Source organism: Clostridium culturomicium (assembly GCF_000821305.1).
GTDB classification, from domain to species: domain Bacteria; phylum Bacillota; class Clostridia; order Clostridiales; family Clostridiaceae; genus Clostridium_J; species Clostridium_J culturomicium.
The window spans coordinates 358,826-379,316 of the sequence record NZ_CCXK01000016.1 but is presented as its reverse complement, the minus strand read 5'-3'; the positions used below and the strand labels follow the sequence as shown (position 1 = coordinate 379,316).

Below are 20,491 nucleotides of genomic sequence, written 5' to 3'. Positions count from 1 at the left end.
ACTATTAAGTAACAAGAGAGAAGGGATAGCGATATGAAAGCATTTGGTTCTTATAATCCTATAGTATTGATAATTTATTTTTTTTCAATATTACTAATTAGTATGTTTATAGTAAATCCAGTTATGCTAATTTTAGCATTTGGTGGCGGTATTTGTTACTGTTCTATTATGGAACAGCCAAAAGATTTTTTTCATAATTTATTATTTTATATTCCATTGTTTTTGATGATTGCAGTAACGAATCCGCTATTTTCTCATAATGGAGTTACTCCATTATTCTTTTTAAATGGTAATCCAGTTACGTTAGAAGCTATACTTTATGGACTAAATATAGCAGTAATGCTTATAGCAGTTATGTATTGGTTTAAATGCTATAACCAGATTATGACTAGCGAAAAGATATTGTTTTTGTTTGGCAAGATAATTCCAAAGCTTTCACTGATTTTATCAGCGGCATTGCGTTTTGTACCCTTGTTTAAAATTCAAATTAAGAAAGTACATAAAGCGCAGAAAGCAATGGGACTTTATTCATCTAATAGTTATATAGATAAATTGAGAAGTAGTATGAGAGTATTTTCGGCAATTGTTATGTGGTCCATTGAGAATGCAGTTGACACAGGGGATTCAATGAAAGCAAGGGGATATGGATTAAAAGGGCGGAGTCACTTTTCCATGTTTCCATTCACTTGGAAGGATGGGATTTTAGTTATTTTTATTGGGGTTTTCATGATAATTTTAGCCGTTGGCATAATATTTAAAACAACAGCATTTTCCTTTTATCCCCGTATTACAGAATTATCAACAACACCCCTTGCTTGGATAGTGTATTTTGTATATGGAATTTTATGCTTTTTGCCATTCATAATAGAAATCAAGGAGAATTTAAAATGGAAATATTACGTATCGAAAATTTAAGCTTCCGTTATGCTGGAGCAGAAAAAGCGGTATTGAATAATATCTCTTTTTCAATTAATTCTGGAGACTTTATATTGATTTGTGGTGAATCAGGATGTGGGAAAACTACGTTACTAAAGCTTTTAAAAAGAGAATTAGCTCCATATGGAGAGAAAAAGGGGAAAATTCTTTATCAGGGGGTTGAGCAGAGTGAACTTGATGAACGTACTGCGGCATGTGAGATTGGATATGTTCTTCAGAATCCAGAAAATCAAGTTGTAACAGATAAAGTATGGCATGAATTGGCATTTGGATTAGAAAGTCTTGGATATTCAACAGAAATTATTCGACGCAGAGTGTCTGAAATGGCAAGTTATTTTGGAATTCAAGCATGGTTTCGAAAAAACACAAGTGAACTATCTGGAGGGCAGAAACAAATGCTGAATTTGGCTTCTATTATGGTTATGCAGCCTAAAATATTGATTTTGGACGAGCCAACATCACAGTTGGATCCTATTGCAGCTGCTGATTTTATTGGAACATTACAGAAACTAAACAAAGAATTGGGATTGACCATAATTTTAGTAGAACATAGATTAGAAGAGGTATTTCCTATTGCGGATAAAATTATGATGATGGAGGAAGGAAAAATATTATTATATGAACCTCCAGAGCAGGTTAGTATAAAACTTCATAAAATTAGTCCGAACCATAGGATGTTAGAAGGATTACCTAGTGCAGTTCGAATTTTTTACGAGCTTGGCATGGAGGGAGCCTGTCCTCTGACAGTAAGAGAGGGACGCAATTTTTTAGAACAGAATTTTGATGCAAAGATAAACACATTGGAAATACCTAAATACATTCATAACGAAATAGCTGTATTAGAAATGAAAAATGTATGGTTTCGTTATGAACGAAATTTACCAGATATATTGCGTGGGGTTACTTTTTCTGTGTATTCAGGAGAGTGCTTTTGCATTTTAGGTGGTAATGGAACTGGAAAAACCACTACGTTAAGCCTATTAGCTGGGCTAAATAAGGCCTATAGAGGCAAAACATTGGTACAGGGAAAAAAGATATCAGAATTTAAAGGAAATTCCTTGTATAAGCATAATGTTGCGTTACTTCCACAAAATCCACAAACAGTATTTTTGAAGAAAACAGTACGTGAGGATTTTAAAGAAATTTGTAAAGTGATGGAGTATAAAAAGGAAGAACAGGAAGAGAAAATTAAAAATATTACTGAAAAACTTGGTATTTCACATTTACTAGATAGTCATCCATATGATTTAAGTGGTGGAGAACAACAGAAAGCCGCGCTAGCAAAAATGCTTTTACTGAAACCCAAAATTCTTTTATTAGATGAACCTACTAAGGGAATTGATGCATACTCAAAGAGAAATCTTTCTCATATTTTAAAGCAATTAAAAAAGGATGGAATTACAATTATAATTGTTACACATGATATAGAGTTTGCAGCTATAAATGCTGATAGGTGCGCTTTGTTTTTTGACGGTGAAATTACGTCAATTGATACACCCACAGCCTTTTTTTCAGATAACAATTTTTATACAACTGCAGCTAATAGAATAGCGAGGAATATCTATAAAAATGCTATTTCATGTGAAGATGTTGTGAAGCTTTGCAGAATTAATCAATAGGTATTAGATAAGGGGAGGTAAATTTGAAAGATATATTAAAATGTAAAGACAAGAAAAAATCTTGGTGTACTATATTTTTTATTACTGTGTTAATTCCTATATCTGTGTGGATTGGTTCGGCTATTTTTCCAGAAAGGATCTATGCATTAACAGCGCTTATTGTTGTAGTTCTATCATGCATTCCAGTTTTTATGAGATTTGAGAAGCGTGAAAATGTTACAAAAGAATTGACAGTACTTGCTGTGTTGATAGCTATTTCTGCTACAGGAAGATTTATATTTGCTTGGATTCCTGGATTTAAACCTGTAACTGCCATTACGGTAATTACAGGTGTATATTTGGGAAGAGAGGCAGGATTTGTGGTTGGATCTTTGTCTGCAGTAGTTTCAAATTTTTATTTTGGACAAGGACCATGGACTCCATTTCAGATGTTTTCATGGGGATTTATTGGCTTTTTAGCTGGGGTATTTGCTTCACATTTGAAGAATAAGAAAATGAATTTATTGGTGTATGGTGCTTTGGCGGGAATTTTATTTTCATTAATTATGGACACATGGACTACACTTTGGGTAGATGGTTCATTTAATTTAGCAAGGTACTTGACATTATGTATAGCTGCACTTCCAGTTACAATAGAATATATTATTTCCAATATAGTATTTTTAATCATAATGTATGAAAAAATTGGAGATGTTTTAGAGCGAGTTACGGTTAAATACGGATTATTCCAACAATGAGTGGGAACAAGGTGGGAGTATGAATAATGATAATATAATAAAGGCAATTACGATGTTGCAAAATAAGAGAGAAGCAATAGAAAGGGTGCCGAAAATAGCCGATTTTGGAATAGAAGAGGTAAGATTTATTAAACATATTCTTGGCCCATGGACTCGTGCATTGGAAGAAGTTGGATTAAAAGAAGTTAATTCAAGTTACTTAGTAAAGAAATCAAGAAATAAATCAAAACGTAGAACGAAAAGACAATCAAGAAGAAAAAATAAGATTAAAGAAATAGTTTCTGAAAATGAGAAATAAAATTATGGCTATAAATTGAATATGCAGCATATAAAAAGGAGCATACAAATATGAAACAAAATATTTTGATATCAATTTCACTTGTATTATTGATGATGATATTTATAGTAAGTGGATATCAAATTATAAGGATATTTAAAGAATATAAAATAGGTGAAGATACATATGCTCGTTTAGAAAAATATGTTAAGTTATATGAGCAGAATTTAAATTTATCGGAACAGGGAGAGATAAATGATCCGATAGTAAATTTTGATGAACTAAAAGACATTAATGAAGATATTGTAGGATGGATTTATTGCGATGGAACTGTCATTAATTACCCAGTAGTTAAGACTAATGATAACATTTTTTATTTAAATCATCTGTTTGATAAGAGTATTAATAGTAGAGGATGTATTTTTTTGGATAGTAGAAATAAATCTGATTTTTTAGATCAGCATAATATTATATATGGTCATCATATGAAGAATAACACAATGTTTTCAAGCTTAGTTGAATATAAGAGTCAAGAATATTATGATGAGCATCCACAAATGTTACTGCTTACTCCAGAGAAGAACTATAAGATTGAAATTTTTGCAGGATATGTATCAAATATTGAAGATAATGCATGGAATTTAAAGTTTTCTTCAGATGAAGAATTTGAAAAGTGGATAGAGCAAACTATTAAAAAATCATGTTTTAATAGTGACATAGTACCTGTACGTACAGATAGAATAATTACGATGTCAACATGTAGCTATGAATTTGATAATGCTCGATTTGTTGTTTTAGGTGTTTTGAAAAGTTTATCACCTGAAGAAAGAATAATAGTGAAGTAAAATAGAAAATGTTAAAATAATTAACAACATGCATAAAGTAAAATAAGATATTTTTTCTTATTAGTATCTCTCCTTTAAATATAAATGGTGTAACAAATTATACCATTTATATTTACCGTTTAGAAGCTGTTTTGGAGAGTGATTAAAATGAAGTTATCTAAAAAAGTAAAAACAAAAGTTTTAATATTATGTTGGATTATAATGATTCTTATGAGTATACACGACATAATGAAGGCCAATAGCTTTACTATTATTCCATTCGGTTTTGATAGAGTAAATGTTACGAGTCCCTCCTAGTCGTATTCAAACTTAAACTTTGATAGAAATAACAATTTAATAATTCTAAATATTGAAGATTTTAAAGGTCTTTATACTGTAGATGAAATAAAATTTAATGCTAATGAGGCAAATGTATCTTGGATCTCTGACTTTTCAAGTGAAGATCTTGAACTAATAATTTTAGATGCAAACTATAAAATAGTTGCTAAAGAAGATTTTAATAATACTTTTAATAACATATCATTCCCAGTAAGCTCCGATACGTTATATACTATAAGAATTCATGGAAAGTTAAAAAAAGGATATATAGAAATTGAATTTAAATAATAATTTTATTGCTAAACATTATATATATAGCACCACTTTACAATAAAATTTAACTCATCTTATCGTCAATGAATAGATATTTAAATATGTCCTCAACAGTTAAATTATTTTTCTTAATGTTGTAGTTTTTTCAACAACTTCTCATATATTAATTCACCTTTAAAGAAGAGAAAAGTGACTTCGAACAAGCATTATAATAACAACATCCTTTATCACTCATACCTTGTAAATACCCATGCTCCCTCAATAAATCTTGATAGTCATAAGAGACATATTTATTTATCGACAAGATTGAAATATGAAGTCTTCGGCAGGTCTATCTTTTAGCATAGCTGAATTAAAATCATTTATAACCAGTTTTCTAGTTATAGTAGAATCGATTTGACCACCCTAAAACTTATCTATCAAATAGATTGATAACTGTTGCTAAATACAACCATCTTTCTTCAGTTCCTATATAAGCTTTTTTGAAGCCTCTACATTTTTTATAGCTATTATCCGTACATTCTATGTGTTTATCAAATTAGGTATACAACATATAAAATCATAGCGGAAGATAAAATTATTTGGTAGAGTTTTAATATATATAATTATAGGGTATAATGGTGAAAATGATAATAAGATTTTAAGTTGATAAAGATAGGAATTAATAAAGAGATAGAACGGTAAGGAGAAATATAGATGGCAAAGGTAATAGTAGTTGGAGGAGGCCCTGCTGGAATAATGGCAGCATTAAGTGCTTCGAAAACTAATGAAGTTACATTAATAGAGAGAAATAATGAAATAGGGAAAAAGTTGAAGCTTACAGGCGGAGGAAGATGTAATATTACTAATAACAGAGTGATAGAAGAATTATTTGATAAAGTAGTGACAAACAAAAAGTTTTTGTACAGTGCTTTTTATACATTTTCAAATGAGGATTTACTTTCATATTTCAAGGAAAATAATCTTGAATATAAGATTGAATATGATGAGAAGGTTTATACTGCAAGTGATAGAGCTGATGATGTTATAGAAGTATTAAAGAATGACCTTAGAAAAAATGGTGTTAAGGTTCTTTATAATACATTAGTTGAAGACTTAATTATTGAGAATGGAGAAGTAAAAGGTGTTATTACCTATAGTGGAGAGAAGCTTTTAAGTGACAGAGTTATAATTACAACCGGAGGCAAAAGCTATCCGCAGACAGGTTCAGATGGGTCAATGTATGAGGTGCTAAAAAAACATGGACATAACATAAAACCATTGTACCCTGCATTAATACCTTTAGTCATAAAGGAAGATTTCGTGAAGAATCTTCAAGGGGTATCCATGAAGGAAGTAGTGATTTCTACGAAGATTAAAAAGAAAAAGATAGAATTGATTGGAGATATGATTTTCACTCATTTTGGAATATCTGGTCCAGGGGTTCTAAAATTTTCTTCATATATAAATAAACATCTTGAAAATGGAGAGGTTGAGATAAGTTTAGATTTTATTCCTGAAAAATCAAGGGAGGAAATTTCACAAATTATAAGGAGCAATCCTAACAAAAGTATGCTAAATAATTTAAGAACTATTTTACCACAGAACTTTGCAAAGGAAATATTAAATCTTTTAAATCTAACGGAAGTAAGCATCCACGATTTAAAGAAAGAAGATGAAAGAAAACTTATTGATTATATTAAGGAAATGAAGCTTACAGTTAGAGAAACCTTAACCATTAAGGCTGCAATGGTAACTAGCGGTGGAGTAGATGTTAAAGAAATTAACGCCTCTAATATGGAGTCGAAGCTTATAAAAAAACTCTACTTTGCTGGAGAGGTTATTGATGTTGATGCAGAAACTGGAGGTTATAATCTTCAAATAGCATTTTCAACAGGATATTTAGCGGGCTGTGGATATTAGAAATTAAAAATTTAGAATTAATATAGAAACTCCGTGGGAGTTTCTATATTTTTACAGTTTAAATCATAAGAAGTTTTATAAAATTTTTATCGGCATTTTATATCTTTCAGTTCTCCTTTTTAACTAAATAAATGTATAATAAAGTTATAGAGTTTAAGGGTGAAGGTGATTTAAGTGGATAAGAAAAAATTTTATACCAGCAGATTAAATATTGTGATGCTGGCAACTCTTTGCTGTGCTTTGTGGGGAAGCGCATTTCCATGTGTAAAGGTAAGTTATGAGCTTTTTAATGTAGCAGCAGGAGATGTTCCATCAAAGCTAATTTTGGCAGGATATAGATTCGCACTGGCAGGAATAATTGTTTTAATATTTCAAGGGGTTGCAAAAAAGAATATATATAAATATTCTGGGAAAGAGTTTGGTGAAATGACTATTATGGGAATAGCACAAACAGCTCTTCAATATACCTTTTTTTATGTTGGTATGGCGTATGCTTCAGGGGTTAGCGGTTCTATTGTAAATGGAACAGGAACCTTTTTCAGCATACTTATTGCACATTTTGTTTATAAGAATGACAGGATTAATTTTAATAAGGCTATTGGGTGCATTATCGGTTTCCTAGGAGTTGTTATTGTAAATTTAAGGGGCGGCTCTCTTTCAGAAAGTGGATTTACTTTCATGGGTGAGGGCTTCATAATTTTAGCAGCCTTTATAACTTCAGCTGCAGGAATATATGGAAAGAAGATTACTCAAAATAAGGATGCCTCTGTGGTGACTGGATACCAATTATTTATTGGTGGTGTTATTTTAACAGTAGCAGGCTTTGCTTTTGGTGGAAGTCTTACAGGTTTTACCGTGAAATCTACGGCACTGCTTATATATATGGCTTTATTGTCTTCAGTTGCTTTTGCAGTTTGGTCAGAGCTTTTAAAGTATAATAAAGTTGGAACTATTGCAATGTTTAACTTTTTAATTCCTGTATTTGGAACACTTTTATCAGCAATTATTCTTGGAGAGAATATATTTGATATAAAGATTCTAATAGCTTTAATTTTAGTTTGCACTGGAATATTCTTGGTTTATAGAGTTAAAGGTGAAAAAGAAATTGTTAATAAGGAAATTGAGTGTTAAGGGCTGTTGTACAATACAACAGCTATATAGAAAATGGGGTGTTGCAAAAAGATCTTTTAATCATTTTGCAACACCCTCCTTTTTAACGAAGAATTCCCCTGGGGGTTTTAACCATATTTTTTTCATTCTTCGTCTTTTATTTATTCAAGTATTTCTTTTGCACTGAGGGCATTATTCCTATAAGTTCTAGGTGAAGTGCCTGTTACCTTTTTAAACATTTGACTAAAATATGATGAATTTGAGAAGCCAACAATAGAGGTAATATCTTTTACTGAATAATTTGTATTAGTTAAAAGATTTTTGGATTCCTCAATTCGCTTTTTAATCAAATAGTTTATTGGTGAAATTCCCATCTGTTTTGTAAATAAGTGAACTAGATGGAATTTGTTTATGTATGTCATGTTAGATAGCAAGTCCAAATTAATATCCTGTGAAAAGTTTGAATCTATGAAGTTTTTAATTTTTAAACATTCAACATTAAGTTTTTCAGAGGTTTCTGTAATTAAAAGGTCAGGACTTGTATTTCGGGTAATATATATTAAAAACAAAGTTAGTATACTTTTGCAGGCTAACTCATAATTTTGCTTCTTCTCTTCTAGCTCTTCCATAAGGATATTGAGATAATAAAGAATTTCATGTTTTTTATTATCAAAGTTGAATTGCTTAAACACTAAGGTGTTGTGAGCCTCTTCTAAAGCTAGATTATTAATTCCAAATACGATATACTCTAAAGCGTCACTGGAATTTACGGACTTTTCAGTATGATAGCAGTTAGGGTTTATTATTATTAAGTCGCCTTCGGCAACAGCAATATTTTGTCTGTCAATTTCAAAAAAACCATGCCCTTTAGTTATAAAAAATAGTTCTGTAAAGGGGTGGACGTGAGGAGTGCTATGCCAGTCGCTGCCATATTTTGCTTTGCTTATATATATTAATTCAAAGTTTAAATTCGTTATGTTCTTTTCATCTACTAAGTATGTGTTATTGCTCATATTTCACCTCGTTTAAATGGTTGTCTACATTATATCATAGATTTAGAAAAGTTTGAATTGTTTACAAGATAGTATAAGGGAAATTTTTGAATAATTTCAAAAATTAATTATATTGTTAATAAAAACAATATACATAAATAACACAACAATAAATTTGTTGTGTAAAAGATTTCAAATTAATAAAATAATTATAATGGGTGAATTGGGAAGGGGAAATATTTATGAAAAAGAGAAGTCGAGGTAAAGGATTATTTGTAACGCTATCAGTATTACCAGCGTTAGTTTTATTCATTATATTTATGGTTATACCAACTATAAATGTCTTTTGGATGTCTTTGTTCAAATGGGGTGGACTTACTAATAATAAAAAGTTTGTAGGCCTAAATAACTTTAAAATACTATTCCAAGATATGAATTTTGTAAGATCACTAAAAAATACATTATTCTTAATTGTGATAGTAACTATTGTTACGTTAGTTCTAGCTATTGCACTAGCTGCAATTTTATCACGAGATGACATTAAGTTTAAAAATTTCTTTAGAATAATATTCTACCTGCCTAATATATTATCAGTTGTTGTTATATCAGCAATATTCTCAGCTATATTAGATGCAAATACAGGTATAGTCAATGCAACCTTAGGGTTCTTCAACCTAGAGAACTTTCAGCGAATGTGGCTTGGAGATCAAAAAGCGGTAATATGGTGCATTGCCATTGCTATGATATGGCAAGCAGTTGGTTATTACATGGTTATGTATATGGCTGGGATGAGTAGTATTCCAAAGAGTTTATATGAGGCTGCAGATTTAGAAGGAGCTTCAAAGTCATATCAATTCTTTAATATAACTTTACCACTTGTGTGGAACACAGTTAGAACAACATTAACCTTCTTTATTATAAGCAGTATTAACTTAAGTTTCTTGTTTGTAAAGGTAATGACAAGTGGAGGACCAGATGGCTCTTCAGAGGTGCTTTTAAGTTATATGTACAAGCAGGCGTACTCTAATTCAGCTTATGGATATGGAATGGCTATTGGAGTAGTTATATTCCTATTCTCTTTTGGTTTATCTCTTGTTATCAATAAATGTACCAAGAGAGATACAATACAGTTTTAGGAGGTGTTAATGTGAAGAATATGAAGAAAAAGTTTAATAATATGTCAGTAGATCAATTGGTTAAGTTCTTTACCTACTTTTGTTTAGGTGCCTTTGCATTAAGTATAATAATACCTCTTGGATGGTCAATTTTAGCATCAATCAAACATAAGTCGGAGTTCTACGGAAACCCATGGGCATTGCCAGAGGGCTTCTATTGGCAGAACTTCCAAAAGGCTTTTGTAGAAGCTAAAATGGGAGAGTATTTCTTAAATTCTATTTTTGTAACGGCTTTAGCGTTAGTTATTCTTTTAGCAGTTGCTATACCAGCTGCTTATGTATTAGCAAGATTCGATTTCAAAGGAAATAAATTAATAAATGGTATATTTTCTGCAGGATTATTCATCAACGTTAACTATATTGTAGTACCAATATTCTTATTGGTTCTAGATGGAGAAAAGCTAGTTAGACAGATGTTTGCATTGCCAATGTCCATGACCGTATTTTTAGATAGCAAAGTGGTACTGGCACTGATTTATGCAGCAACCCACTTACCATTTACCATATATCTTTTATCAAACTACTTAAAGACGATTTCTAAGTCTTATGAAGAAGCAGCAGAAATCGATGGCTGCAGCTACTTCCAAACATTAAAAAAGGTTATTATACCAATGGCTAAGCCAAGTATTATAACGGTTATTCTATTTAATTTCTTATCTTTCTGGAATGAGTATATTATTGCATTAACAATGCTTCCAAACTCATCGAAAACATTACCAGTTGGACTTTTAAATCTATTCCAGGTTCAAAAGACGGCAACGGACTATGGTGCACTTTATGCAGGTTTAGTTATAGTAATGGTGCCAACAATAATTTTATATATTATAGTTCAGAAGAAGCTTACAGAAGGTATGTCTATTGGTGGACTGAAAGAATAGGGGGAAGACAGAATGTCAAAGGGAAGAGTTACAATACCTACGGATGATAATTTTATAAAAGAAACCTTAGAAATAGTAGAAAAATGGGGAGCGGACGCAATAAGAGACTGCGACGGTTTTAAGCTTCCAAGAGAAATAAAAGGTTTAGCAGAAAGAATATACTCTACTTATTTTGTTGCACGTGGAGATAATGCCTGGGCAGAAGCAAATAAGGAAGAGTTACAACAGACATATTTAATGACAAAGCATCATGTGGCTGCAGGTGAAACCTTAACAATAAACATAATGAATGGTTACTTTGCAGAGCAGGTTCAGCCAGATACTTACCATGATATAAAAACCTGGTGGGAAGTAATAGATAGAACTACGGATGAAGTAGTAGGAGTAGATAGCTGGAGCTATGATGAAGAAGCTCAAACTGTAACTATTGAAGGTGCTAAAAGTTGGCATGAGTATACAGTATCATTCTTAGCATACTGTATTTGGGACCCAACACAAATGTATAACCATATTACAAACAATTGGGGAGATAAGCCTCATGAAATGCCTTTCGATGCAAGAAAGCCGAAGACAAATGAGTATATCTTTAAGGCGATGTACAAATGGTTAGATGAGCATCCAGAGTCTAACGTGGTTCGTTTCACAACTTTCTTCTATCATTTTACTTTAGTATTTAATGATTTGGCTAAGGAGAAGTTTGTAGATTGGTTTGGATATAGCTCAAGTGTAAGTCCAGAGGCTCTTGAAGCTTTTGAAAAAGCAAAAGGTTATAGATTAAGACCAGAAGATATCATCGATGAAGGATATTATAATTCAGCTTTTAGGGTTCCTTCAAAACAGTACATGGATTATATAGATTTCCAACAACAGTTTGTATCTGAAAATGTGAAGAAACTTGTTGATATAGTACATGAAGATGGCAGAGAGGCAATGATGTTCCTTGGAGATAACTGGATTGGTACAGAGCCATATGGTAAGTATTTTGAGAGTATAGGAATGGACGGAGTTGTTGGTTCAGTAGGTGGTGGAGCAACCTTAAGAATGATTGCTGACATACCTGGAGTTAAGTATACAGAAGGAAGATTTTTACCGTACTTCTTCCCAGATACCTTCTATGAGGGAAATGACCCAACTATTGAAGCTAAGGAAAACTGGATAACTGCCCGTCGTGCTATTATGAGAAAGCCTCTTGATAGAATTGGTTACGGTGGTTACTTATCATTAGCTTATAAATTCCCTAAGTTTGTAGAGTACATCGAGGGTGTATGTAATGAGTTTAGAGATATTTATGATAACATTGCAGGAAGCAAGCCATACTGTGGATTAAAGGTTGCGGTATTGAACTGCTGGGGTAAGCTTCGCTCATGGCAGACTCATATGGTAGCTCACGCTTTATGGTACAAGCAAATATACACTTATCTTGGAGTAATTGAATCTTTAAGTGGAATGAGCGTAGATGTAAACTTCATCAGCTTTGAAGATATAAAAGAAAATGGAATCCCAAGTGATATTGATGTAATAATAAATGCTGGGGATGCTGGAACAGCCTTCAGTGGGGGAGATACATGGCTTGATCCACAGGTTATAACAACAGTAAGACAGTGGATTTATAACGGTGGAGGCTTTGTTGGAATTGGAGAACCTTCAGCAGTGTTAAAAGGTGGACACTTCTTCCAATTAGCAGAAGCACTTGGTGTTGATAAGGAGCTTGGCTTCTCATTAAGCACAGATAAATATTTTAAAACTGCATTAGATAAACACTTTATAACTGAAGATGTGATAGAGGCAATCGATTTTGGCGAAAGTCAAAAGAATATATATGCAACTAAGGCATCAACAGAAATTATCACTTATGAAAATGGTGAGTTATTAATGTCTTCTAATGATTATGGAAAAGGTAGAGCGGTGTATATATCAGGATGTCCATATTCACCACAAAATACTCGTATTCTTATGAGAAGTTTCTACTATGCAGCTCATAAGGAAAGTGAAATGAAAAAATGGTATGCAGACAACTTAAATTGTGAAGTATCAGCGTACTTAGATACTAAGAAATATGCAGTAATAAATAATACAATGGAATCACAAAGCACCATGGTATATGATGGACAAGGAAAAGCTATCAGTATTGACCTTAAACCATGTGAAATAAGATGGATGAATATCTAGGTTAAATTTAAGAGCCAAGAGGTGGATAATATGATTAAAAAGTTAATTTATCTAGTAATATTTATAGTATCTATGACTTTAGTAATAAAGGGTAATAGAGTACCAGATTATAAAGGGCTAGTTATGATGTTTATAGGAGCAGCTGTTTTATTATCAGAGTTATATATTTACAATAAGGGTTATCAATAAGTGGGAAGGCTATCATTTTGATAGCCTTTCTATGAATACAATTAAGTATGCCTGAATTTAGAATTAAGTATGAAGGAAGTTTCTCCTCACTTTGCTTGTCTAAACTTTAAATTGATTTTGATGGAGAAGTGTAAATTATGTGGTTTATCTTACAAAATTGAAAATTTGGCAAGGTAAATATCTAAAAGAAATTCCAAAGAAATTTTATCCATCATTCTACATTCTTAATTCTACATTCTTAATTAATAAGGGGGCAGAAGTTAAATGGAAAATAAATATTTGGATATAGTTAAAGAAGCTGTTGAAGCCATTGACTTTAAAGGTGACATTGTTGAAGTAAAACCTTTTGGGGGTGGACACATTAATGATACCTTTCTAGTGGTAACAGAAAATGCTGAGAAACGAGAAAAATATATCCTTCAAAGAATAAATCATGATATTTTTAAAAATGTAGAAAAGTTAATGGAAAATTACTGCAATGTATGTGATTACTTAAAAGATGTAGTTGAAAGCAGAGGCGGCAATCCGTTGAGAGAAACCATAACAGTAGTTAAGACAAAAGATGGAAATAGTTTTGTTAAAGACTCTAAGGGGAATTACTGGAGAGGTATATTGTTTATTGAGAATTCAATAACCTCTGAGGTTATTGAGTGTAAAGAAGATTTATATAAAACGGGTAAAGCCTTTGGCGGTTTTCAAAATATGCTTTCGAAATATAAAGCTGACACCTTATTTGAGTCAATACCAAACTTTCATAATACAAAGGAAAGATTTAAGTCGTTTCTAGAGGCTGTTGAAAAGGACGTAGCTGGAAGAAGAAGTGAAGTTGAAGAGGATATTAAATTTATTTTAGATAGAGAAGAGGACACTGCAGCTTTAGTAGACCTCCTTGAGTCTGGTGAGCTTCCTTTAAGGGTAACACACAATGATACAAAGATAGGGAATATTCTTCTGGATAAAGATACAAAGGAAGGTATCTGTATCATAGATTTAGATACGGTTATGCCTGGGCTGTCACTTTATGATTTTGGAGATGCAATAAGAAGTGGTTCTACCTATGCAGCAGAAGATGAGAAAGACTTAGATAAAGTATATGTGGACTTAGAACTATTTGAAGCTTTTACAAAAGGGTTTATTGAAGGTTCAGCAGGAGTGCTGACGGAAAAAGAAATTGAAATGCTTCCAATGGGGGCAAAGGTTATTATTTTGGAACAGGGAATAAGGTTCCTTGGAGATTATTTAAATGGAGATGTGTATTATAAAACAAGCTATGACAAGCAAAATCTATATCGTACAAGAACACAATTGAAGCTTGTTGCAGATATGGAGAAAAAGTGGTCAAAGCTTAATGAAATAGTGAAAATGTGTAGTGGTGTTTAAGTTTAGCTGAAAGAAGGGGAAGATATGATAAAATTTGGTACAGGTGGTTTCAGAGCCATCATAGGGGATGAATTTACAAAGAACAATGTTGAGCAGTTAGCTAGAGCTGTTGCCAGAAAAATGAAGGTTGAAGAAGTAAAAGAAAAAACTATTGTTTTAGGGTACGATAGAAGATTTTTATCACGAGAAGCTTCACAGTGGGCAGCAGGTGTGTTTGCAGAGGAAGGTATAAAGGTGCTTTTAATTGATAAGCCAGTACCAACACCTATGATTATGTTTGAGGTTAAGAGGCTGAATCTTGACTATGGAATGGCGGTAACTGCCAGCCATAACCCAGCACTTTATAATGGTGTTAAACTATTTATAAAGGGTGGAAGAGATGCAGATGAAGTTACTACAAAAGATGTTGAAAAGTATATTGGAGCTTTAGAGGATGAAGCATTAAAATCAATAGATTTTGAGGAAGCTGTTGAAAAGCAATTGGTTGAAATTCATAATCCATTTAATGAATATATAGATGAAATTTTATCACAGGTGGATGTTGAGAAGATTAGAGAGGCAGGACTTAAAATTGCTCTAGACCCAATGTATGGAGTTAGTCAGACTTCCCTTAGAACAATATTAATGACAGCAAGATGCGAGCTAGATGTTATAAATGAAAGACATGATACTCTATTTGGTGGTAAACTTCCTACTCCAAATGCAGCAAACTTAAGAGCACTTCAGAATTATGTGATAGACGGACACTATGATATGGGAATAGCAACTGATGGTGATGCGGATAGACTTGGAGTTATAGATAATAATGGAAGATTTCTCCATCCGAATGACATATTAGTTCTTTTATACTACTATTTAGTCAAATATAAAGGCTGGCACGGACCTGTGGTAAGAAACATTGCAACAACACATCTTTTAGATAGAGTTGCAACCAGTTTTGGAGAAGAATGCTATGAGGTTCCAGTTGGGTTTAAGCATATTTCATCTAAAATGATAGAGACAGATGCAATCATAGGGGGAGAATCTTCAGGAGGTCTCACCGTGAAGGGGCATATTCAAGGAAAAGATGGAGTTTATGCAGCATCACTTTTAACAGAGATGATTGCAGTAACAGGTAAATCTTTGTCTGAAATCTATGAGGATATTTGTAATGAGTATGGACGTTTATATATGACAGAAAATGATTATTCAGTAACACAAAAGCGTAAAGAAGCTCTTCTGAAAGCTATTATGGTTGATAAAGAAACTATTGATTTTCCATATGAAATAGAAAAAGTTTCATATCTTGATGGATATAAAGTATATTTTAAAAATGGTGGCTGGGTAATTATAAGGTTCTCAGGAACAGAACCAGTGCTAAGAGTATTTGCTGAAATGGATACAGAGGAAAAAGCACAGGAGATTTCCAATATTGTTGAAAAGGCATTGAAATTAGTATAGAAGAAGAAATGTAGATATAAAAGTGTAGAATTGTAAGTAGTATCTAAGAAATATAATAAAAGTAGAAAGCTTTAAAATAATAAATATGTACAGGTATTTTTATAAGAGTTTTTTTAGAAATCTAAAATAAATTTTTATTATAGTAGAAAAGTTATTGAAGTACTTAGATATTTATTTATGATTCTACAATTTTTTATTTATTAAAAACTTTATAGCTAAATTGTTAATCCAGCAAGATATATAACAAAAAAAACAATAAGCTTATTGCAAAGCTTTAGAATTTTCAATAAAATTAAGGCATAAGGGTTAAGGAGGAAATAACTATGAAATTTAAAAAATTATCATTGCTATTAGCCATGGCTATAACAGCTACAACTTTTGTAGGATGTTCTAGTAAATCAGGGGATGACTCAGCAGGAAGTGATACTACAGGTGGGGACAAGCCTGCAGCTGAAGAACAAGTGTTAAAAATTGCAGCTCTTAAGGGAGGATATGGTGACGAATTCTGGGCACCATTAATAGAAAAATTTGAAGCTGCTAATGAAGGAGTTAAAGTTGAGGTTACTGCTGAATCTAATATTGAAGAAGTAATAAGACCTCAAATCCAAGCTGGTAATGTACCAGACTTAATATACTTAGCAACATCAAGACCAGAAGCTTTAACTGAAACATTTATTAAAGAAAAAGCTTTAACTGATCTTTCTGATGTATTAAAAATGACTGTTCCAGGAGAAGATGTAACAGTTGAAGATAAGATTCTTCCAGGATTCTTAGACACAACAGCTACTGCTCCATATGGAGATGGTAAGACTTATTTAGCACCTTTATTCTATAGTCCAACAGGTTTATTCTATAATAAAGGATTATTTGAAGAAAAAGGTTATGAGCTTCCAACAACTTGGGATGAGTTCTTTGCTTTAGGCGATAAGGCTAAAGCTGATGGAATATACTTATTCTCTTATCCAGTTGCTGGATACTTTGATGCTGTATTCCCAGCTATGATAGCTGCAGCAGGCGGAATTGATGCTTACAATGAATTTAACAACTACGGCGAAGGCTTCTGGACTGGCGAAGTTGGAACTAAAGTTTTAAAAACAATTGGTAAATTAAAAGATTATATAGAGCCATCAGTAGTATCTAATGCAAATGGCCAAAGCTTTACTAAAAACCAACAATTAATCTTAGACAACAAAGCTTTATTTGTACCTAACGGAAACTGGCTTCCAGACGAAATGAAGGATGCTCCAAGAGCAGACGGATTTGAATGGGGCTTCATGGCTTACCCAGCATTTGAAAAGGGTGGAGATTCATACTCTTACAACTTCTTTGAGCAAATGTATATTCCAGCTGATGCAAAAAATGCTGATTTAGCTAAGAAATTCATGGCATATATGTACAGTGATGAAGCAGTTGAAATAATTGCTGAAAAAGCAAAAGCTGCTGTACCAGTAGTTGGAGCAATTGAAATAGCTAAAAACCACTTAGAGCCACTTCAAGTTGAATTATTACAAGTATATGATAATGGAGCTCTTCCAGTAATGGGAAGCTTTGTAGGAACTGAAGCTGTTGAAGGCTTAGATTACAAAGCAGTTTGGTGTGGAACTATCGACTCTATAATGAGTGGAGATAAGACTGTTGAACAATGGCAGAAGGACTTACAAGATGCAACTGACAAAATGAGAGCTGCTATAATAAAATAGTTAAATATTTAAATTAGATAATTAAGCTGTTAAGAACTGATTCTTAACAGCTTAATTTTTTTATAGTCATCTTGTAAAAGGTTAATAATAGCTTCAAGGTGTTAAATAACAAGGAGCTATGATATTATATCTTTAGATTGATACTGGAGAACAAGCTAATGGAGGGAAAATATGGCTATATTAAGTATAAAAAATTTAACTTATGAAGCGGATAATACTCAAATTTTAAATGGTATAACCCTAGATATTGAAAAAGGTGATTGTATTTCAATAGTTGGACAATCGGGTAGTGGAAAGAGTACGTTTTTAAAGATATGCTCTGATTTAATTTCTATAACATCTGGGGAGTTGTATTATGATGGAAAAAACTATAAAGAGTATAATCCTTTAGAGTTAAGAAGAAAGATAAGTTACTGTGTCCAGCTTCCACATTTATTTGGAGATAAGGTGTGCGAGAATTTAGAGTTTCCATTTAAAATTAGAAAAAAACAAATGGACAAGGCTAGGGTTATAGCACTTTTAAAAAGATTTAATTTAGATGAAAGCTTTCTAGATAAGCAGGTTAAGTCTCTATCTGGAGGAGAAAAGCAGAGAATTGCTCTTATTAGAAATTTCATTTTTGAACCAGACATTATATTATTAGATGAAGCTACAGCGGCTCTTGATAAGGAAAATGCTAAGGTGATTGAGGAATATGTAAAAGAACTTAATCATAAAGGGGTAACGGTTTTATGGATAACCCATAGCAAAGAACAGAGTGAAGGAATATTTAATAAGAGAATAACAATAGATGAAGGAAAGATTGGAAGTGTTGAGGTGATAAAATAATGGATACAATATCTTTAGTTATAGCATCAGTTTTAATTTTAATTCCTATATTTATTTCTTATAAGGAACATTTGGGGTTAGAGAAGGAAATTATTATTAGTATTGTGAGGGCTATAATTCAGCTTATAATTGTTGGATATGTTCTGGATGTAATATTTGGCCTTCAAAAACCAATATATATTATAGTTCTTGTATTAATTATGGTTATTAATGCAGCTGCAAATACGAAGAAAAGGGGAGCAGGAATCGAAAATGTAGTTTTCATATCCTTTATTTCCATAGTAGTTGGTACAGTGGTAACCATGACTGTATTAGTTATATCAGGAGCTATAGAATTTACTCCTAATGAGGTTATACCAGTTGCTGGAATGGTAGTAAGCAACTCCATGGTTGCTATAGGACTAAGTTATAGAAATCTAAATAATGCCTTCAAAAATAGAAGGGTAGAAGTTGAGGTTAAATTATCTTTAGGAGCTGACACTAAAGAGGCTTCAAAGGATATATTAAGAGAAAGTATAAAGCTTGCTATAATTCCAACGATTGATTCAGCAAAAACATTAGGAATAGTATCTCTTCCAGGAATGATGACGGGACTTATATTGGCAGGCACATCACCACTTATTGCAATAAAATTTCAGATAATGGTTACATTTATGATTTTATCTGCTTCATCTGTAGCAACAATGATGGCTACGTATTTATCCTATAAAAGCTTTTTTAATGAAAGAAAGCAGTTGAAGATATAATAATTTCTTTCATTATTATGAAAATTTCTTGAAATAATATATAATAAATTAGAAAAAGTTTTTATAACTTTATTTTGAAGTGGTAAATATAGGGCGACTAAATCAAAGGGTTATAGGCTCACTTGTAGATAATATAAAAATGATATGTAACAGTGGAAGGATGGACACCAATGAAAAAGCATTTTGATATGAAAGAATTTCTACTTAAATATCCATTTACGAAGGAAATTATTGAGGAAAGTAATATTACCCAGGAAAATCTTAAGGAAATATATGAAGATTATATTTCTTGTGTAACTTCATATGAAAATCAAGCAAATTTTATTGCTAATATATTACGATCCAGTGAAAATGTACATTCAGTTAAATCTAGGCTTAAAGAACCTGATAGACTTATTGAAAAGGTCATTAGAAAAACAAAGGATAGAAGACAGAAATATGGCAGTGATTTTAATTTTACAGTAAATAATTATAAAGATGAAATTAATGACTTGATTGGAATAAGGGTTCTTCATATATTTAAAGATCAATGGCGTGATATTCATGAATTTATAACAAACACTTGGAATGTTATTGAAATTACTGCAAATGTTAGAGATGGTGATAATACTGAGGCATTTCATGAATTAAATATTGAGGTTCAGGAGAGGGTATCAGGATACAGGTCAGTACATTACTTAGTAGAGTTTTATCCAACAAATGAACGTGTTATTGCTGAAATACAGGTAAGAACAATATTTGAAGAAGGCTATGGAGAAATAGACCACAGTTTAAGATATTCCCATCACGAGATACCTGAAATATTAAAATCTAATTTAATGCTATTTAATAGGTTAGTTGGAAGTGCAGATGAAATGGCATCCTTAATTAATAATTTGGGGAAGGAATGGACTGCAAAGGAACTGGATTATAAAGAAACTATAGAGGCTCAAAAAAGAGAAATAGAAATACTGAGAAATAAAATATAAATAAATATT

Annotated in this window: 18 protein-coding genes and 1 pseudogene; 17 read left to right on the top strand and 2 right to left on the bottom strand. The window is 32.0% G+C overall.

The genetic code is table 11. The features are described 5' to 3' along the window. Window positions 1-33: 33 nt before the first annotated feature. Genes BN1075_RS11145 through srtB form a run of 5 tightly spaced genes read left to right on the top strand, consistent with a single transcriptional unit; the run spans window position 34 to window position 4,414 of the window. Window positions 34-915: an energy-coupling factor transporter transmembrane component T gene (locus tag BN1075_RS11145; RefSeq protein ID WP_040193220.1), complete on the top strand. Its 882-nt coding sequence runs from the start codon at window positions 34-36 to the stop codon at window positions 913-915. Then, a complete protein-coding gene (locus BN1075_RS11140; RefSeq protein WP_040193219.1) occupies window positions 888-2,555 on the top strand; it encodes an ABC transporter ATP-binding protein in 1,668 nt (555 codons plus the stop codon). Before BN1075_RS11145 ends, BN1075_RS11140 begins: the two co-directional genes overlap by 28 nt. 23 nt (window positions 2,556-2,578) lie before the next feature. Then, on the top strand, window positions 2,579-3,292 hold the full coding sequence (locus BN1075_RS11135; protein WP_197072302.1) for an ECF transporter S component: 714 nt from the start codon (window positions 2,579-2,581) through the stop codon (window positions 3,290-3,292). 19 nt (window positions 3,293-3,311) lie between these two features. Next, window positions 3,312-3,590: a hypothetical protein gene (locus BN1075_RS11130; protein ID WP_040193218.1), complete on the top strand. Its 279-nt coding sequence runs from the start codon at window positions 3,312-3,314 to the stop codon at window positions 3,588-3,590. 50 nt (window positions 3,591-3,640) lie between these two features. Then, window positions 3,641-4,414, top strand: a complete 774-nt coding sequence (gene srtB / locus BN1075_RS11125; protein WP_040193217.1) for a class B sortase — start codon at window positions 3,641-3,643, stop codon at window positions 4,412-4,414. 763 nt (window positions 4,415-5,177) lie between these two features. Here the strand turns inward: srtB and BN1075_RS22560 are convergent. Next, window positions 5,178-5,480, bottom strand: a pseudogene (locus BN1075_RS22560) (DDE-type integrase/transposase/recombinase); the annotation flags it as partial. 221 nt (window positions 5,481-5,701) lie between these two features. Here BN1075_RS22560 and BN1075_RS11120 point away from each other — a divergent pair. Together BN1075_RS11120 and BN1075_RS11115 are read left to right on the top strand one after the other, a co-directional pair. Further along, window positions 5,702-6,907 (top strand): BaiN/RdsA family NAD(P)/FAD-dependent oxidoreductase, encoded by a 1,206-nt coding sequence (locus BN1075_RS11120; RefSeq protein WP_040193216.1) that lies wholly within the window; start codon window positions 5,702-5,704, stop codon window positions 6,905-6,907. Between the two features lie 174 nt (window positions 6,908-7,081). Further along, complete coding sequence (locus BN1075_RS11115; RefSeq protein ID WP_040193215.1) at window positions 7,082-8,038, top strand: DMT family transporter; 957 nt, start codon at window positions 7,082-7,084, stop codon at window positions 8,036-8,038. A gap of 140 nt (window positions 8,039-8,178) precedes the next feature. Here BN1075_RS11115 and BN1075_RS11110 read toward each other — a convergent pair whose 3' ends face one another. Next, a complete protein-coding gene (locus BN1075_RS11110) occupies window positions 8,179-9,030 on the bottom strand; it encodes an AraC family transcriptional regulator (RefSeq protein WP_040193214.1) in 852 nt (283 codons plus the stop codon). A gap of 221 nt (window positions 9,031-9,251) precedes the next feature. Between BN1075_RS11110 and BN1075_RS11105 the strand changes: the two genes are divergently transcribed. From BN1075_RS11105 to BN1075_RS11065, 10 genes are all read left to right on the top strand, one after another. After that, window positions 9,252-10,145, top strand: coding sequence for a carbohydrate ABC transporter permease (locus tag BN1075_RS11105; protein WP_040193213.1), 894 nt, complete (start codon window positions 9,252-9,254; stop codon window positions 10,143-10,145). A gap of 20 nt (window positions 10,146-10,165) precedes the next feature. Then, window positions 10,166-11,062 (top strand): carbohydrate ABC transporter permease, encoded by an 897-nt coding sequence (locus tag BN1075_RS11100; protein ID WP_040193538.1) that lies wholly within the window; start codon window positions 10,166-10,168, stop codon window positions 11,060-11,062. A 12-nt stretch (window positions 11,063-11,074) separates the two neighbouring features. Further along, window positions 11,075-13,231 carry a 1,3-beta-galactosyl-N-acetylhexosamine phosphorylase gene (gene gnpA / locus BN1075_RS11095; protein WP_040193212.1) on the top strand — a complete coding sequence of 719 codons (2,157 nt, stop codon included), beginning with the start codon at window positions 11,075-11,077 and terminating at the stop codon, window positions 13,229-13,231. 30 nt (window positions 13,232-13,261) lie between these two features. Next, window positions 13,262-13,420, top strand: coding sequence for a DUF6903 family protein (locus BN1075_RS21580; RefSeq protein WP_156132789.1), 159 nt, complete (start codon window positions 13,262-13,264; stop codon window positions 13,418-13,420). A gap of 264 nt (window positions 13,421-13,684) precedes the next feature. Further along, a complete protein-coding gene (locus BN1075_RS11090) occupies window positions 13,685-14,800 on the top strand; it encodes a phosphotransferase enzyme family protein (RefSeq protein WP_040193211.1) in 1,116 nt (371 codons plus the stop codon). Between the two features lie 24 nt (window positions 14,801-14,824). Then, on the top strand, window positions 14,825-16,240 hold the full coding sequence (locus tag BN1075_RS11085; protein WP_040193210.1) for a phosphoglucomutase/phosphomannomutase family protein: 1,416 nt from the start codon (window positions 14,825-14,827) through the stop codon (window positions 16,238-16,240). A gap of 323 nt (window positions 16,241-16,563) precedes the next feature. Continuing rightward, window positions 16,564-17,940: a carbohydrate ABC transporter substrate-binding protein gene (locus BN1075_RS11080; protein ID WP_040193208.1), complete on the top strand. Its 1,377-nt coding sequence runs from the start codon at window positions 16,564-16,566 to the stop codon at window positions 17,938-17,940. A 171-nt stretch (window positions 17,941-18,111) separates the two neighbouring features. Beyond that, window positions 18,112-18,768 carry an ABC transporter ATP-binding protein gene (locus BN1075_RS11075; protein WP_040193207.1) on the top strand — a complete coding sequence of 219 codons (657 nt, stop codon included), beginning with the start codon at window positions 18,112-18,114 and terminating at the stop codon, window positions 18,766-18,768. Then, window positions 18,768-19,514, top strand: a complete 747-nt coding sequence (locus BN1075_RS11070; RefSeq protein WP_040193206.1) for an ABC transporter permease — start codon at window positions 18,768-18,770, stop codon at window positions 19,512-19,514. Before BN1075_RS11075 ends, BN1075_RS11070 begins: the two co-directional genes overlap by 1 nt. Window positions 19,515-19,684: 170 nt before the next feature. Further along, window positions 19,685-20,482: a RelA/SpoT domain-containing protein gene (locus tag BN1075_RS11065; protein WP_040193205.1), complete on the top strand. Its 798-nt coding sequence runs from the start codon at window positions 19,685-19,687 to the stop codon at window positions 20,480-20,482. Window positions 20,483-20,491 lie beyond the last annotated feature (9 nt).